Genomic DNA, 15,660 nt, shown 5'->3' on the forward strand with positions numbered 1-15,660 from the left:
GTCCCCCGAGCCCCGCCGAGAGGACCGTCATGCCGCACGCCGCAGTCGAGACCAGTGGAGGACCGCTCGCGGGCCTCGTCGTGATCGACCTGTCCAGCACGCTCCCGGGCGCCCAGGCCACGCAGTTCCTGGCCGACGCCGGAGCCGATGTCATCCTGGTCGAGCCGCCCGGCGGCAGCCCTCTGCGCCAGCAGGCCGGTTGGCCGGCCCTCTTGCGCGGCAAGCGTAGCGTCACGCTCGATCTCTACGACGAGGGCGGGCTCGAGTCGTTGCGGAGGCTGCTCGCGGGCGCCGACGTACTCGTGACCACGTTGCGTCCTTCGACGGCCGAGCGCATCGGCCTCACCGCCGAGGCGCTCGCTGAGCGCTTTCCCCGCTTGGTCGCTGCGATGATCACGGGGTGGGGCTCCGACAGCCCCTACCGGCACTACAAGGGCTGGGAGGGTCTGGTCGCCGCGAAGATGGGGCTGATGCATGCCAAGCGTCAGCTCACCGTGCGGCCCGGGCCGGCGTTCGTCTCGGTGCCATGGGCGTCGTGGGGCGCCTCCCAAGCGGCTGTCCACGGCATCCTGGCGGCGCTCGTGGAGCGGGAGTCCTCCGGGCTGGGGCAGGTCGTGGAATCCGATCTCGTGCGCGGTGTCGGGTCGATGGACACCTACAACTGGTTCTACGAGATGGTGATCCGCCGTTATCCGGGCGCCTACTCGCCGATGGACACGGCCTACGACGACGACGGGAAGCCGCAGGCCTACTTGATCTACGCGTTGCTCATCGCCGCCACCAAGGACGGGACCTGGCTGCAGTTCGCCCAGACCGCCCCGCGGCTGATGCAGGCCTGGCTGGTCGAGCTCGACCTGGTCAAGGAGCTCGGCGACCCCAAGTGGGCCGGCTTCCCCATGCTCCCCACGGCCGAGCTCCGCACCGAGTGGTGGCAGATGATGCTGGACAAGGTGGCCGAGCGCACCACCGAGGAGTGGCAGCAGACCTTCCTAGCCAACACCGATGTCAGTGCCGAGACCTTCCTGACCCCGGACCAGGCCTTCGAGCACCCGCAGATCGTCCATGAGGGACGCGTGATCACCCTCGAGGACCCCGAGGTCGGTCCGGTCACGATGCCCTCGACGATGGTCCAGTCCCAGGGGCAGGCGCTCACCGAGCTGCGCCCCGCTCCCCGGGTGGGTGAGCACGACGGTCTTCTCGACGATCTGCTCGCCGCCGGCGCGTCATGCTCGGCGGACCCGAGCTCGGGTCCCACCTCCGACCTGCCACTGGACGGTGTGACCATCGTCGAGTTCGGCACGATGTTCGCCGGTCCCTACGGCGCGACCCTGCTCACCGACCTCGGTGCCCGCGTGATCAAGATTGAGACGCTGGGTGGTGACAACATTCGCAACCTGGTCGCCTTCCCTGAGGCCGGTGGCGCGCGTGTGCTGCAGGGCAAGGAGAGCGTCGCTGTCGACCTCACCACGCCCGAGGGTCTGGAGGTCGTCCACGAGATCGTCAAGCACTGCGATGTCGTCCTCCAGTGCTTCCGGGCGGGTGCCGCCGAGCGGGCGAAGGTCGACGAGGCCACCCTCAAGACCGTCAATCCGGGCCTGATCTACCTCAGCGCGCCGGGCTACGGCGTGGAGGGACCCCATGCCGCCCGACCGGCCTACGCCCCGACCGTGGGCGCTGCCTCCGGTCTGTCGTCCATCGATGCTGGCATCGCCGCGGAAGAGCCCAGCACTCCCGAGGAGGTGCGGCGAGGAGCGCGTGCACTGCACGCTGCCGGAGCCTGCCCGGCTGTCCAGGCCGATGGCGTAGCCGCACTCGGCGTCGCCAGCTCACTGCTCCTGGGTATCTACGCCAAGCGACGCGGGATCGAGATCCCGGGCATGGTCGCCACCATGCTCGGCACCGCGCACCAGGCGCTCATCGGCTACAACTCGCAGTACGCGGGGAGGGCGGACATCCCGCGCTGCGACGACGAGTTCCTCGGCTTCGACGCGCTCTACCGCCTCTACCCGGCCGCGGACGGCTGGGTCTTCCTTGCCGCGCCCACCGAGGGGGAGTGGGCGCCGCTCGTCGCCGCGCTCGCGCCGTACGTCGACCTGTCCGGTGACGGCCGCTTCATCGACCCCGCCTCCCGCCGACAGCACGACGCAGCGCTGGCCGAGGTGCTGGGCGGTGTGTTCGCCAAGCGCGACAAGCAGGAGTGGGAGGAGGAGCTCGTGGGCCAGGACGTCGGCCTGGTCGCGGTCGCCGAGGAGAACCTCGAGGTGGTCCTCCAGGGCGACGAGTCCTTCGCCGCCGGCTACAGCGTCGAGGCGGTCAGCCCGATCTTCGACGAGCATCGCCGTCTCGCGCCGCTGCAGCGCTTCTCACGCTCGCGGACCAAGGCGGACGCCGGCTGCACGCTGGGTCAGCACACCGACGCCGTCCTGGCCGAGGTCGGCCTCGACGCTGCTCGCATCGCGGAGCTGCGCGAGCGCGAGATCATCGGCTGACAGTCGGGCAAGACCAAAGGCCTGGCGGCTGCGAGCTCGAGGGCTCGCAGCCGTCAGGCTCTGTGCTGTCCTCGAGGTGCCCGAGGACGAGGCGCCTCAGCCGAACAGGTCGACCAGCGGCTTGTTGCGCTGGTCGAACATGAAGAGGTACTTCGCTGCCCCCACCATGTGGCGGCGCCAGTGCGCCTCCGCTTCGGGGCCGTCCCCCTTCTCCACCAGGTCGGCGAGCTTGGTGTAGGAGCGGATGGTCTTGGCGAACCGGGCGGGCTGTTCGCTCTGGTCCATGCCCTGCGCCATGCTGAGCTGGAGGTGCGTCGCGACGATGTCCGCGAGGACCGCGCCCTGCACGGCCAGGGTCTTGTTGCCGCAGCGCTGCATGATCAGCTCGTGGAAGCGGTAGGTCACCCCGCTCCACCGGGAGAGGTCAGGGGTGGCCTCGATGCCCCCCTCGACCAGGCGGCGCAGGTCCTCGATGACGGCGCGGAGGTCGGCGACGTCCTGGTCGCTGCGGCGCTCGGCCAGCATCCGCGCGCACGGCGGCTCGGTGACCATCCGCGCCTCGTAGACATCCTGGACCGTCGTCCCCTGGAGCTGGAGCAGCAGGCCGACGTGGCGCGCGGCCACCATCGGGTCGGGCTCGAGCACCTGGGCACCGCCCCGGGCGCCGCGGCGGACGCCGATGAGCGACTCGGTCTCCAGGATCCGGAACGCCTCGCGCAGCGTGGGGCGCGAGACGCCGAACTGCTCCATGAGCTGCACCTCGGGCGGCAGCGTCTCGCCGGGCTTGAGGTCACCCCTGACAATCTGGCGCCGGAGGTGGTGTGCGATCAGCTCGGCGGTCTTGGGGGCACGCATGAGCGTGCCGACACGCTGCACGGCCGGGGGCGCCGCGGCGCCGAGATCTGCAGACATACAAATGAATATACCTGTTCGCGGCCGGGTGGAACAGGTTGCAGGCACGTGTCGGTCCCAGTGTGCCCGATCGGTCTCCGTGGACACCACCCACCTGATGGCCCCTTAAGAGTATGATGATTGTACTTATAACTTCGGAGGGTGCGCTCATGGACATCGATCTCGGCATGCTGCTGATCCGGCTGGCTCTCGGCCCGATGCTGGTCCTGCACGGCTGGAACAAGGTCTTCGGGCCCGGCGGGCTCGGTGGCACGACCGGCTGGTTCGAGAGTCTCGGTCTGCGACCGGCGGTGGTGCACGCGCGGATGGCGGCCGGGACCGAGATCGTCGCCGGCGTGCTGTTGACACTCGGACTGCTCACGCCGATCGCTTGTGCGGCGTTCGTCGGGCTGATGCTCGTCGCGACGCTGACCGACCATCGCGGCAAGGGCTATTTCGTCTTCAAGGGCGGCTGGGAGTACACGGTGCTCGTGGCCATGGTCGCGGTCGGCGTCGCCGCGATCGGCCCGGGAGCATGGTCGCTGGACCATCTGCTCGATCTCGAGCTCGCCGGGGGCTGGTGGGCGCTGGGTGCTGCGGTGGTCGGCGTCGCAGCCGCTCTCGCCCTGCTGGCCGCGAGTTACCGGCCGAAGGTCGCCTCCTCGTGAGCGAGGACGTCTCCCTCGTGGTCCGTGGCCCTGCCGATGCCTCGCCGCCCCGGCGTCCCGGCTCGGTGCGGCGCACGACCACCATCGACATGACGTGGGTCGACGGGATGGGCACCGACCTGGTGCTGCGCGGTCGGGGTCGCGACCTGCGGACGTCGTCCGCGCCTGACGCGGGCGGGGTCGAGGAGCTGGCGGCTCACGACATGCGCGTCGTGGTCGCACCCGACCGCTCCATCTCCGCCATCACCTCCACCCCCGCCTGGCCCCAGCTGGCGGACCTGGTGGGTGCGCGAAGCGGCAGCGGCTTTCGGGCCCGGCTCGGCGATCGGCTTCCGCCCGGTGCTGTCGACGAGGGGCCGCTGCACCTGATGCTCGATGACCTCCCCGGTGCCACCCTCATCTCCGGCTTCGCCTTCGCCCAGTGGGTCCCCGTCGAGCGACTGTTGGCCGTGCTGGGCAGCACGCCCAGCGGGCGCAGCATGGAGGGCATCTGCACCGGCTTCATGCCCGGCTCCAGCGGGCTGGCCCCCGACGGAAGCTCGCGATGGACCCATCGCACCCAGGAGGTGCGGCCACTGGAGTCCTCGCCCGACCCACTCGCGTGGCATGACATCGACGCGATCGCAGAGGTGTCGATGCGTCGAGCCCGCCGCATCGACGTCTGGGTGGAGGGCGCCACGATCCATGTCGACGCGATGTTCCAGGACAGCTCCACCCGCCCACAGGGGGGCCGGGTCGCGGTCCACGAGTACACGCTCACCGCGACCGCCGACCTGGCCACCCGCACGCTGCGGTCGGTGGAGCCGGTCCCGCGGGTGCTGCCGTACGCCGAGTGCCCGCTCGCCGTGCGCAATGCGGGATCCCTGGTCGGGACGCCTCTCGACGAGCTGCGCCACGTCGTGCTCGAGCGGCTGGCCGGAGTGGCCGGCTGCACGCACCTCAACGACGCGCTGCGCGCGCTGGCGGACGTTCCCCGACTCGCCGACCTCGTCCGAGCCAGATGATCGAGCCTCAGAGGAGGGCGCGGGTCGCGTCCGAGACCGGCGCGGTCAGCATGCCGACCCATCCGTCGACGTAGTTGTGCAGCTGGGCCTCGCTGACCTCGTGACGGCTGCGCGCCTGTTCGCCGAGCAGGTTCAGGACCGAGTTGTAGAGCTGGAAGGTGCGGCCCCGCCGGATCCGAGCCGGCAGGTCGCCCAGGGCCTCGCTCAACAGGTCCTCGACGCCGTCGGTCCCCCAGGGCTGCACGTCCTGGGGCCAGTAGTCGGTGTTGGCTCGCGGGTTCTCGCTCAGCCGGGCCAGGAACGGTACGAACATCTCCCCGGCCCGCACGCTCGTGATGAGCGGGCTCACGACAAGCCACACCACGGCGCGGGCGTCGCTCACGCCACCCTCCTCGCGCAACCGGTCGAGCAGCTCTGCTCGGCGGTCGTCGAGCACCTCGTGGCGGTAGCGGATCAATGCCTGCACAAGCCCGACCTTCGAGCCGAAGTGGTAGCTGATCACCGATGCGTTGGACTGCCCGGCCTCCGCCTGGATCTCGCGCACGGTCACCCCCTCCACCCCGCGCACCGCGAACAGACGCTCGGCGGTCTCCATCAGCATGATCCGCGTGGACTCACCGGTGGAGTGCCGACGCCGGCGCGTGGGGGAGGAGTCGATGCTCATGAGGTGTCCGCTCTCGCAGTCGGGACGGTCGCCCACCTGCGCTTCCTAATGAAAATATCTTAGGAAGCGTGTACTGTCGAGCCGAGAAAGCTAATGGAAACATCTTAGTGACGCTGGACAGTTCAATCAGTTAGTGGAATGCTCGGTTTCACCCAGACATCCCCGAGGCGCGCAGGTCGCGACCTCCCACGGTTGGAGACGCACATGAGCAACAAGATCTGGACGAACTCCGGTGACTCGCATTTCCTCGAGCCCGACGACGTGTGGTCCGCGCGCCTGCCCAAGGCGCTGGCTGACCTGACCCCGAAGTCGCAGAAGGACCCCGACGGCGAGTACGAGACCGTCTCCGTCGACGGCCAGACCTTCCGCCGCAAGCTGCCCAACTCGGCGGTCGTGCAGTTCGTGGAGGAGAGCCACAAGCCCCAGGGCGTGCGCGACGCCAAGGCCCGCCTCGGGGACCTGGACAAGGAAGGCGTGTGGGGCGAGGTCATCTTCCCCAGCCTGGGCATGTGGGCCTCCACGTTCCGCACCCCCGAGCTGCTGAAGGCCTGCATGCGCGCGTCCAACGAGTACGCCCTTGAGGAGCTCGTGCCCGTCTCGGACCGCTACGTCGTCACCGGACAGGTCTCCACGCTGCGCGTCGAAGACGCCGTCTCCGAGATCGAGTGGCTCGCCGAGAACAACTTCAAGACGGTCTTCCTGCCCACCACGCCCCACCCGAGCGCCCCGGACTGGCACCGCAAGGACTGGGAGCCCTTCTGGGACGCGTGCGTGGCGGCCGGGATCATCCCCGCCTTCCACATCGGAACCGACCCGGTCGACATGACCGCCGGGGGCGCCGGCGTGGTCTACCGCGGGCCCGGTGGAGCGGTGATGAACTACACCGAGACCACCTTCTCGGGCCAGCGTGCCGCGATGAAGCTCGTGGCCTCGGGCGTGCTCGACACCCGTCCCGAGCTGAAGATCCTCATCTCCGAGGGCGGCGCGACCTGGATCCCGTTCCTGGGCGACCGACTGCTCGAGGGCTACCGCCAGCACCACATGGCCGTGCGCCCCAAGCTGGGACGCGACCCCAAGGAGATCCTGATGAGCCAGGTCTACGCCTCCTTCCAGCACGATGAGACGGCGGTCGCCGCGCACGACGCGATGGGCTACAAGAACGTCATGTTCGGCTCGGACTACCCCCACATGGAGGGCACGTTCGGCCACACCCAGAAGACCCTCCAGGGCCTCTTCGCCGACGCCTCGCCGGAGACCACGCTGCGGATCACGCAGGGTGCCTTCTACGAGCTCTTCCCGCACGTCCCGCCGGTCCCCACCAGCACCGACGCGATCCAGGGCTGACCGCGTGGTCGCCACCGGCAGGGCCGCCGACGATGGCCTGCGTGACGTCGCCATCGTCGGGGTCGGCCGCACGCAGTACTTCAAGCGCGGCGAGTCCTGGCCGCGCACGACCACCCAGATGGCGTGCGAGGCGATCCTCAACGCGTGCGAGGACGCCGGGATCTCGGTCAAGGAGATCGACGGGTTCGCGTTCTACTCCGGCGCGAGCGCCGGCTACGTCGACAAGATGGACACCGCCGACTTCATGGAGACCCTCGGGATCCCCGAGGTGACCTTCACCGCCGCCCTCACCAGCGGGGGAGGCGGGTCGGCCGGCTCCATCGGGCTGGCGCGGGCCGCGATCGTGGCCGGGGACGCAACGTACGTCGTGTCGTTGATGTCGCTGCAACAGTCCAAGTCGCGGCTGGGCACGGTCTTCTCGCAGGTCGCTCCCGACCCGGTCAACTCGTTCCTGCAGCCCTCGGGCCTGGCCGGGCCGGGACACCTGATGTCGGTGCTGGCGCGGCGCCACATGCACCTCTACGGCACCCGCCGTGAGGCGTTCGCCGAGGTGGCCATGTCCCAGCGGGAGAACGCGCTCACCCGACCGGACGCGCTGATGAAGAAGCCGCTCACGAGCGAGGACTACTTCGGTGCGCGGATGATCGCGGAGCCGCTGTGCCTCTTCGACTTCTGCCAGGAGACCGACGGGGCCGTCGCGGTCATCACTACCTCGATCGAGCGGGCCCGCGACCTGCGGCACAAGCCGGTGCCGGTCGTCGCGGTCGCCCACGGCGGGCACAAGGACTGGGGGCGGGCGTTCGCCTGGATGGGGATGCCCGATGAGTACTTCGCCTCCGCGGGCAACAAGCCGATCGCGCGTCGCCTGTGGCAGCAGTCCGGCCTCACCGCTGCGGACATCGACGTCGCCCTGCTCTACGACCACTTCACGCCGATGGTGCTCATGCAGCTCGAGGACTACGGCTTCTGCGAGAAGGGGGAGGGCGGTGCCTTTGTGGAGTCCGGCGCGATCCGCTACTCCGCCGAGCCCAAGCCCGGGCAGATCCCGGTCAACACCCATGGCGGCAACCTCTCCGAGGCCTACATCATCGGCATGACCCACATCGTCGAGGGCGTCGAGCAGATGCGCGGCACCGCGATCAACCAGGTCGAGGGAGCCGAGCACGCGCTCGTCACCGGCGGGCCGGCCAGCATCCCGGTCTCGGGCCTGATCCTGGGAAGGGACAGCTGATGACGCTCTCCACCGCACTGCCGACCGAGGTCGTGCAGATCACGACCAACCCGGTCACCGAGCCGTTCTGGCAAGCGGCCAAGGAGCGCCGGCTGGTCGCGCCGAGGTGCACGTCCTGCTCGACGTTCCGCCTGCCTCCCACGCCGTACTGCCCCGAGTGCCAGTCCGACGGCGTCGAGTTCGTGGAGCTGTCGGGCCGCGCGGAGGTCTACAGCTTCGCGGTCGTGCACGGCTTCCCGGGGCTGCCCGACGTGACGCTGGTGCCGGTCGTCGTGGACCTCCCCGACGCGCCCGGTGCCAGACTCGTCAGCAACCTCGTCGGCGTGGACCCGGCCGACGTCGCGATCGGCATGCAGCTGGTCGTGGACTTCCACCCGATCCAGGACGGCTGGCTGCTGCCGGTCTTCCGGGTCGCCGACTGACCCGATCCCCCACCTCTCACGGAAGGAGTGGCCACATGAGTGACCACGACGACAACTCCCTGTACGAGAAGCCGCTGGAGTTCATGCAGAGCATCGCCAACACCGGCGGCAACTGCGACGGCCAGGCCATCATCCCCACCGAGGACGGCAGCCACTACGACTGCTGGTGCTCGTGCGGGGAGTGGCGCGTCGAGGCGCCGTCCACCGAGGACGGGTTGCACGCTGCGCGGATGCACACCGGGAGCGTCCCGGCTTGAGCGGGTCCTCCGGCGGCCACCCCGGATTCAGCGACGACGCCCCTCGCCCCTGGCGCAGCCACGCGCTGCCCGGGGGCGAGGGGTCGTACGGCGTGGCCTGGGCAGCGCTGAGCGACACGCTGTCGGACTTCCTCGACCGCCTGGCCGCGGCCGCGCCGGACGAGGCCACGGTCGAGTCACTCACGGCCGACCTCGCGGGGTGGGCCGACAAGCTCGCGCCACACGCGGTGGGGGAGCGGGAGCGGGTGTTCGGTCGGCGCACGGACCTGCCGGGGCGCGGCCAGACGATGTCGCCCAAGCTCGTGGTCACCGCGAGCGAGCGCGACAGCGTGGTGGCGACGGTGAGGTTCGGCGACTACTTCCTCGGCGGCAACGGAGCTGCCCACGGCGGTGCGATCCCGCTGATGTTCGACGAGGTCCTCGGCCGGCTGGCGAACTCCGGCGGCCGACCGCCGCAGCGCACCGCGTTCTTGCACACCGACTTCCGGTCGATCACGCCGATCGGGCCGGAGCTGAGGGTGAAGGGCTGGGTCGAGCGGGAGGAGGGGCGCAAGCGCTTCCTGCGAGCCACGCTGCACCACGGCGACGTGCTGTGCGCCGAGGCCGAGGGGCTCTTCGTCGCGCTGCGTCCCGAGCAGCCCTAGTCGATCGTGCCGACCTGTTCCTCCCCCTGAGAAGACCGAGAGTCCGATGACCGCCGACGCCACCCTGCTGCCGCCCGCCCACGACCCACTGCTGGGCCTGGCCCCCACGGTCGCGACCCGCGTCCCCCCGGTGCCGGGGTGGATCGAGCCGCGCGACACCGACGATGGCTACGAGGGGCTCCTCGCCGAGTTGCGGAGTCTGCTCGACCACGTCGCTGCCGCGCGGCTCGATGCGACGACCGCGCGGGAGCTGACCGACCAGATCGCCGCTGTGCGCGATCGCCTCTCGCTGCACGCGGTGGCGGAGGTCGACCAGGTGTTCTCCCGACGTCCTGACCTGCCCGGGAACGGGCAGACGATGGTGCCGACCTACGTCGTGCGCGCCGCCGGTGCCGACCATGTGAGTGGAACGATCACCTTCGGACGCTACTTCCTCGGTGCCAACGGCGCCGTGCACGGTGGGGCCATCACGTGTCTCTTCGAGAACCTCCTGGGGCAGCTGGCCGTCTCCGCTGGCCGCACGTTCGCGAGAGCGGCCTACACCCACGTCGACTTCCGCTCCGTGACACCGGTCGGCCGCGAACTCACGGTGCGCGCATGGTTCGTCTCCGAGATCGGACGCAAGCGGATCCTGCGAGGCGAGCTCCGCGATGGTGACGTCCTGTGCGCCGAAGCGGAGGGCCTCGTCATCGAGCTGCGCCCCGGCCAGCCCTGAGGGCTACTCGCGTGACGTGGAGCACGTCACGACCGGATCAAATGAATCAGTTATATGATTCGGGTCCGCCCGTTCGACGCGAGGAGTCCCATGAAGATCGGCATGCCCATGAGCTACGCAGGAGGGTTCACCCAAACCGTCGAGGAGCTGTGTGACTACGAGGCCGTTGGCCTCGACATCGTGCTGCTGCCGGAGGCCTACTCCTTCGACTCGGTGAGCCAACTCGGCTATGTCGCAGCAAAGACCACCACGTTGCAGCTCGCCACCAGCATCCTCAACATCTACTCGCGCACGCCCACCTTGCTCGCGATGACCGCGGCAGGACTCGACTACGTGTCGGGGGGCAGGTTCGTGCTAGGCATCGGCGCCTCCGGCCCCCAGGTCGTGGAGGGCTTCCATGGCCTGAAGTACGACGCCCCCCTCGGACGCACCCGGGAGGTCGTCGAGATCTGCCGCCAGGTCTGGCGCCGGGAGAAGCTCGAACACCACGGCAAGCACTACCACCTGCCGCTCACGCCCGAGCACGGCGGTGGCGGGCTGGGCAAGCCGCTGCGCCTGATCAACCAGCCGATCCGGGACCGGATCCCGATGGTGCTGGCCGCCCTCGGCCCCAAGAACGTCGAGCTCGCAGCCGAGCTCTTCGAGGGCTGGGAGCCGATCTTCTACCTTCCCGAGCGCGCGAACGACGCCTTCGGCGACGCACTCGCCGCTGGTCGGGCCAAGCGCTCCGACGACCTGCCGCCGCTGGAGATCGTCGTGGACACCAAGGTGCTCATCACCGAGGACGCCGACGAGCTCGCCGCCGGTGTCCAGGAGGTCCGCGACCACCTGGCCCTCTACATAGGAGGGATGGGTGCGCGCGACAAGAACTTCTACAACGAGCTCGCGGTGCGCTACGGCTTCGTCGAGGCGGCCGCCGAGATCCAGGAGCTGTTCCTCTCCGGGAAGAAGGTTGAGGCCGCGGCCGCCGTCCCGGACGAGCTCGTGCACGGCGTCGCGCTGCTGGGCTCGCCCGGTCATGTCGCGGAGCGGACCGCCGCCTTCGCCGCCGTCGGGGTCACTACCCTGAACGCGACGCCTCTGGCGAAGACCCACGAACACCGCGTCCAGGACGTGGCCCGACTGAAGGAGTACACAGCGTGACGCTCGACGAGAAGCTGGCCGGCAAGACGATCGCGGTGCTCGGCGGCACCGGACCCCAGGGCCGCGGCCTCGCGCGCCGCTTCGCCGCCGCCGGCGTGCCCGTCGTGATCGGCAGCCGCAGCGCCGAGCGCGCCTCCGAGACCGCGGCGACGCTGGTCGAGGCCGTCGGCGGCACGGTGACCGGCGCGGACAACGCGGGCGCCGCCGCCGCGGGCGACATCGTGATCGTCGCCGTCCCGTGGGAGGGCCACGGCGACCTGCTGAAGGAGCTGGCGTCGGCGCTGGCCGGCAAGATCGTGGTCGACTGCGTGAACCCGATGGGCTTCGACAAGCAGGGCGCCTTCGCGCTGCCCGTCGAGGAGGGCTCGGCGGCGATGCAGGCCCGCGCGCTGCTGCCCGACTCGATCGTGACCGCGGCGTTCCACCACGTGTCCGCGGTGCTGCTCGAGGACCCCGAGGTGACCTCGATGGACACCGACGTGCTGGTCCTCGGCGACGACCGCGAGGCGACCGACACCGTGCAGGCGCTGGTCGACGTGATCCCCGGGATGCGCGGCATCTTCGGCGGCCGGCTGCGCAACGCCCACCAGGTCGAGGCCCTGACCTGCAACCTGATCTCGGTCAACCGCCGCTACAAGGCGCACGCCGGCGTGCGGATCACGGACGTCTGATGCTGACCTCTGCGATGTACCCCGCCTACCCCGCCCCCTCGAACAACGCCGTGCGGCTCTTCGAGGAGATGCGCCGGTTCGTGGCCGAGGAGGTGCTTCCCGCCGAGGCGTCGTACGACGAGTATCGCCGCCGCGTCGGCCACGACGACCACACCCTGCCGCCGGTCGTGGAGGAGCTGAAGGCCAAGGCTCGCGAGCGGGGGCTGTGGAACCTCTTCCTGCCCTCGGAGTCGGGGCTGACGCAGCTGGAGTACGCCCCCATCGCGGAGCTGTCCGGCTGGTCCATCGAGATCGCGCCCGAGGCGATCAACTGCCAGGCGCCCGACACCGGCAACATGGAGCTGCTGCACCTGATCGGGACGCCTGCTCAGCAGGAGCAGTGGCTTCGTCCGTTGCTCGATGGCGAGATCCGCTCGGCGTTCGCGATGACCGAGCCGGGCGTCGCGTCCTCGGACGCGACGAACATCGAGACCCGGATCGAGCGCGACGGCGACGAGTACGTCATCAACGGACGCAAGTGGTGGACCTCGGGTGCGGCCGACCCGCGCTGCAAGGTGCTGATCGTGATGGGCAAGACCGACCCGGAGGCGGCGCGGCACCGCCAGCAGTCGATGGTGATCGTGCCCGTCGACACCCCCGGCGTCGACATCCAGCGCTCGCTGACGGTGATGGGCCACCATGACCAGCACGGGCACAGCATCGTCCAGTTCACCGACGTGCGGATCCCGATCGCCAACATCCTCGGCGAGGAGGGCGGCGGGTTCGCTGCCGCGCAGATGCGCCTCGGCCCGGGGCGGATCCACCACGTGATGCGTGCCCTCGGCGCGGGCGAGCGGGCGCTGGCGCTGATGGTCAAGCGCACCCAGGAGCGGGTCGCGTTCGGCAAGCCGCTGGCCGACCAGTCGGGGGTGCGCGAGCGGATCGCGGAGTCGCGCATCGAGCTCGAGCAGGCCCGGGCGATCTGCCACCGGGCGGCCTACGTCATCGACTCCGAGGGCAACAAGGCGGCCAGGCACCTCATCGCCGCGGCGAAGGTCGCGGTGCCTCGCGCCGTACTGTCGGTGATCGATCGCGCGATCCAGGTCCACGGCGGGGCGGGTGTCTCGGACGAGACCGTGCTGGCCGGGCTCTACGGCTGGATCCGGGCAATGCGGATCTTCGACGGCCCCGACGAGGTGCACCTGGTCACGCTGGGGCGCGCCGAACTGGGCACGGAGCCCCTCTTCCACGTCTGAACCATCGAGCAGCACACATGAAGCGCAGGTCCCGCCTCGGCGGGGCCTGCGCTTCGCCGTCGTCAGGGTCAGCTCCGTGGGGGAGGCGCGGGGTCTTGAGATGAACGCCACATCAGGTTAGGTTGCTTCAGCATAATCATCTACCTGATTGGTGTGGCCGATGGACCAGGACGATTTAAACGCGCTCAGCGCGAGCATCGCGGCTCTGCTGGGGGACCGTTGGGGGGATGCGACGTCGGCGTCGGCCGGTCCTGACCTCGCCAAGCTGTGGAGCGAGGCAGCAGCCAACGGGTGGTTCGACCTGGCGGAGTCCGAGGAGCCGGGCGCTGCGTTGGACGGCGTCCTGGCCGGGGCACGCGAGCTGGGGCGGGTCGCCTGCCCGCTGCCGCTCGTCGACGGCTACGTCGCCTCCCGGCTGGTCCCCGGTCTGTGCCGGCGCATCTCGAGTGGCGAGCTCCGTGTCGTGGTGGCACGCAAGCTGCCGGAGCTCGACGAGGTGCGCTTCGTCGAGGCAGGTGGCGACGCGACGCACGTGCTGCTGCTGCCGGGGTCCGGTGCCGGGCAGGTCACTCTGCACGCCGTCGCGGGCGCGACAGCGACCTCCGGGCTCGCCGTCCCGGCGTGGTGGACGCTGACCCTGGCCGAGGTCGAGGAGTCCCACGAGGTCGACGCCGATGCCCTCGACGAGGCACTCGTCGTGCTGCGACTGGGGCTCGCCGCCCGAGCGGCCGGGGCGGCGGAGCGGGCTCACGAGCTCGCCGTCGAGCATGCCCGCAACCGGGTCCAGTTCGGCAAGCCGATCGGCGCCTTCCAGGCCGTGCAGCAACGCGCCGCCGCGTGCCAGATCGACGTGACCGCCTCGCAGCTGCTGCTCGACCGGGCGGCAGAGGCCCACGCGGAGGGTGGTTCCGACGCACGACTGTCAGCCGAGCTCGCGGTCGAGTTCGTCGACGGGGCTGCGCGACGGGTCCAGTTCGGGGCTCATCACACGCTCGCAGCCATCGGCTACTTCGAGGAGCACCCCGCGCCGTGGCTCTTCCGCCGGGTGCATGCGGACCTGACGCGGCTGCCGCTGTTCGAGCGCGCAGGGGGCAGAGCGGTCGACGTCCTGGTCGAGGGGACCGGGTCGCTGCCCGGCTTCGCCCTCGATGAGACCGGCGAGCGCTTCCGTGCCGAGGTGCGCGAGGCCTTCGACTCGCTGCGCGGCGCTGCGGGCCCCGACGACTTCACCGAGGCCGAGGTGGTGCCCGCCTTGGCCGAGCGAGGCTGGTTCGGCTTCGGCTGGCCCGAGGAGTACGGCGGGCGCAGGGCGAGTCTGTCCGAGCAGATCGTGCTCCACGACGAGATGGCCTATCACCGGGTGCCGGCCAAGTGGCAGCTCAGCTCGGTGATGCTCCTGGGCAGCTCGATCATGCTGCACGGCACCGAGGAGCAGAAGCAGCGGTTCTTCCCGCTGATCCGGGCTGGCAGGCTCAAGTCCTGTCTGGGCTACAGCGAGCCCGCGGTCGGCTCCGACCTGGCCTCCCTGGCGACCCGCGCCGAGCGCGACGGCGACGACTGGGTGATCAACGGTCAGAAGATCTGGACGACCAACGCCCACGTCGCCGACTACGTCTGGCTGGCCACCCGGACCGACACCGAGGCCACCCCGCGCCATGCGGGGATCACGATGTTCCTGGTGCCGATGGACACCCCCGGGATCACGGTGCACCCGATGACGGCGCTGTCGGGCGAGGTCTCGAGCTCGGTGTTCTACGACGACGTCCGGGTGCCCGACTCGGCCCGGGTCGGGGACGTGAACGGAGGCTGGAAGGTGATTACCGACGCCCTTGCCGGCGAGCGCGTGGTGATGGGCGGCATCGCGGCGCAGCTCCAGCGCCAGCTCGACGACCTCCTCGTCGAGATCCGTGAGGACGTCGACGGACATCTCGGCCCGCGCGGCAGCGCCAAGCGGGCACGTCTCGGCGAGGTCATCGCCGGGCTGCAGGCCACACGCGCCCTCGTCGCGGCAGCGATCGGGGCCAACGCGCAGGGCAGTGCGCGGCTGGCCGGCCCGATGGCCGGCGTGATCGGCGGGGAGCTCGCCGAGACCTGGGGCGAGGCCATGCTCGACATCTTCGGACCCGTTGCGACCCTCGACCGCACCAACCCGGCCGCCCCCGCTCACGGCGACATCGAGCGCGCCCTGCGCGTCGCGATCATGTACGTCGTGGGCGGCGGCACCAACGACATCCAGCGCGGACTGATCGCGCGCGGCCTCGGTCTCAAGTGACCGCCCCCCA

15 protein-coding genes are annotated in these 15,660 nt (G+C 70.2%); 13 read left to right on the forward strand and 2 right to left on the reverse strand.

Annotated features, from left to right (window positions below):
• The first annotated feature begins 29 nt into the window (after positions 1–29).
• Positions 30–2,489, forward strand: a complete 2,460-nt coding sequence (locus tag ACYU7L_RS12355; protein WP_460796947.1) for a CaiB/BaiF CoA transferase family protein — start codon at positions 30–32, stop codon at positions 2,487–2,489.
• A 96-nt stretch (positions 2,490–2,585) separates the two neighbouring features.
• On the opposite strand, the gene ACYU7L_RS12360 is transcribed toward ACYU7L_RS12355, so the two are convergent.
• The gene (locus ACYU7L_RS12360; RefSeq protein ID WP_460796949.1) at positions 2,586–3,401 is read right to left on the reverse strand and encodes a FadR/GntR family transcriptional regulator; all 816 of its coding nucleotides are present in this window, start codon (positions 3,399–3,401) and stop codon (positions 2,586–2,588) included.
• 149 nt (positions 3,402–3,550) lie between these two features.
• Between ACYU7L_RS12360 and ACYU7L_RS12365 the strand changes: the two genes are divergently transcribed.
• Positions 3,551–4,048 (forward strand): DoxX family protein, encoded by a 498-nt coding sequence (locus ACYU7L_RS12365; protein WP_460796952.1) that lies wholly within the window; start codon positions 3,551–3,553, stop codon positions 4,046–4,048.
• On the forward strand, positions 4,045–5,052 hold the full coding sequence (locus tag ACYU7L_RS12370; protein ID WP_460796954.1) for a DUF2889 domain-containing protein: 1,008 nt from the start codon (positions 4,045–4,047) through the stop codon (positions 5,050–5,052). The genes ACYU7L_RS12365 and ACYU7L_RS12370 overlap by 4 nt, the downstream gene beginning before the upstream one ends.
• 7 nt (positions 5,053–5,059) lie before the next feature.
• Here ACYU7L_RS12370 and ACYU7L_RS12375 read toward each other — a convergent pair whose 3' ends face one another.
• Positions 5,060–5,716 carry a TetR/AcrR family transcriptional regulator gene (locus ACYU7L_RS12375; protein WP_460796957.1) on the reverse strand — a complete coding sequence of 219 codons (657 nt, stop codon included), beginning with the start codon at positions 5,714–5,716 and terminating at the stop codon, positions 5,060–5,062.
• Between the two features lie 204 nt (positions 5,717–5,920).
• On the opposite strand from ACYU7L_RS12375, the gene ACYU7L_RS12380 reads away from it, so the two are divergent.
• The 10 genes from ACYU7L_RS12380 (at position 5,921) to ACYU7L_RS12425 (ending at position 15,650) form a co-directional block, all read left to right on the forward strand.
• Entirely contained in the window at positions 5,921–7,060 is a 1,140-nt protein-coding gene (locus ACYU7L_RS12380) for an amidohydrolase family protein (RefSeq protein WP_460796960.1), read from the forward strand.
• A gap of 4 nt (positions 7,061–7,064) precedes the next feature.
• On the forward strand, positions 7,065–8,291 hold the full coding sequence (locus ACYU7L_RS12385) for a thiolase C-terminal domain-containing protein (RefSeq protein WP_460796964.1): 1,227 nt from the start codon (positions 7,065–7,067) through the stop codon (positions 8,289–8,291).
• Complete coding sequence (locus ACYU7L_RS12390; protein ID WP_460796967.1) at positions 8,291–8,713, forward strand: Zn-ribbon domain-containing OB-fold protein; 423 nt, start codon at positions 8,291–8,293, stop codon at positions 8,711–8,713. The genes ACYU7L_RS12385 and ACYU7L_RS12390 overlap by 1 nt, the downstream gene beginning before the upstream one ends.
• A 35-nt stretch (positions 8,714–8,748) precedes the next feature.
• Entirely contained in the window at positions 8,749–8,970 is a 222-nt protein-coding gene (locus tag ACYU7L_RS12395) for a hypothetical protein (protein ID WP_460796970.1), read from the forward strand.
• Complete coding sequence (locus tag ACYU7L_RS12400) at positions 8,967–9,614, forward strand: PaaI family thioesterase (RefSeq protein ID WP_460796972.1); 648 nt, start codon at positions 8,967–8,969, stop codon at positions 9,612–9,614. The genes ACYU7L_RS12395 and ACYU7L_RS12400 overlap by 4 nt, the downstream gene beginning before the upstream one ends.
• Before the next feature lie 46 nt (positions 9,615–9,660).
• Entirely contained in the window at positions 9,661–10,329 is a 669-nt protein-coding gene (locus ACYU7L_RS12405) for a PaaI family thioesterase (protein WP_460796974.1), read from the forward strand.
• Between the two features lie 90 nt (positions 10,330–10,419).
• Positions 10,420–11,472 carry an LLM class F420-dependent oxidoreductase gene (locus tag ACYU7L_RS12410; protein ID WP_460796977.1) on the forward strand — a complete coding sequence of 351 codons (1,053 nt, stop codon included), beginning with the start codon at positions 10,420–10,422 and terminating at the stop codon, positions 11,470–11,472.
• Positions 11,469–12,143 (forward strand): NADPH-dependent F420 reductase, encoded by a 675-nt coding sequence (gene npdG, locus ACYU7L_RS12415; protein WP_460796980.1) that lies wholly within the window; start codon positions 11,469–11,471, stop codon positions 12,141–12,143. The genes ACYU7L_RS12410 and npdG overlap by 4 nt, the downstream gene beginning before the upstream one ends.
• The gene (locus tag ACYU7L_RS12420) at positions 12,143–13,378 is read left to right on the forward strand and encodes an acyl-CoA dehydrogenase family protein (RefSeq protein WP_460796982.1); all 1,236 of its coding nucleotides are present in this window, start codon (positions 12,143–12,145) and stop codon (positions 13,376–13,378) included. Before npdG ends, ACYU7L_RS12420 begins: the two co-directional genes overlap by 1 nt.
• Before the next feature lie 160 nt (positions 13,379–13,538).
• Complete coding sequence (locus tag ACYU7L_RS12425) at positions 13,539–15,650, forward strand: acyl-CoA dehydrogenase family protein (RefSeq protein WP_460796984.1); 2,112 nt, start codon at positions 13,539–13,541, stop codon at positions 15,648–15,650.
• Positions 15,651–15,660: the final 10 nt, after the last annotated feature.

Source organism: Nocardioides pacificus (genome assembly GCF_054775955.1).

Coding starts and splice junctions, on each gene's coding strand:
- ACYU7L_RS12355 (WP_460796947.1), top strand. CDS start 30: ATGCCGCACGCCGCAGTCGAGACCAGTGGAGGACCGCTCGCGGGCCTC.
- ACYU7L_RS12360 (WP_460796949.1), bottom strand. CDS start 3,401: ATGTCTGCAGATCTCGGCGCCGCGGCGCCCCCGGCCGTGCAGCGTGTC.
- ACYU7L_RS12365 (WP_460796952.1), top strand. CDS start 3,551: ATGGACATCGATCTCGGCATGCTGCTGATCCGGCTGGCTCTCGGCCCG.
- ACYU7L_RS12375 (WP_460796957.1), bottom strand. CDS start 5,716: ATGAGCATCGACTCCTCCCCCACGCGCCGGCGTCGGCACTCCACCGGT.
- ACYU7L_RS12380 (WP_460796960.1), top strand. CDS start 5,921: ATGAGCAACAAGATCTGGACGAACTCCGGTGACTCGCATTTCCTCGAG.
- ACYU7L_RS12390 (WP_460796967.1), top strand. CDS start 8,291: ATGACGCTCTCCACCGCACTGCCGACCGAGGTCGTGCAGATCACGACC.
- ACYU7L_RS12395 (WP_460796970.1), top strand. CDS start 8,749: ATGAGTGACCACGACGACAACTCCCTGTACGAGAAGCCGCTGGAGTTC.
- ACYU7L_RS12405 (WP_460796974.1), top strand. CDS start 9,661: ATGACCGCCGACGCCACCCTGCTGCCGCCCGCCCACGACCCACTGCTG.
- ACYU7L_RS12410 (WP_460796977.1), top strand. CDS start 10,420: ATGAAGATCGGCATGCCCATGAGCTACGCAGGAGGGTTCACCCAAACC.
- ACYU7L_RS12420 (WP_460796982.1), top strand. CDS start 12,143: ATGCTGACCTCTGCGATGTACCCCGCCTACCCCGCCCCCTCGAACAAC.
- ACYU7L_RS12425 (WP_460796984.1), top strand. CDS start 13,539: ATGGACCAGGACGATTTAAACGCGCTCAGCGCGAGCATCGCGGCTCTG.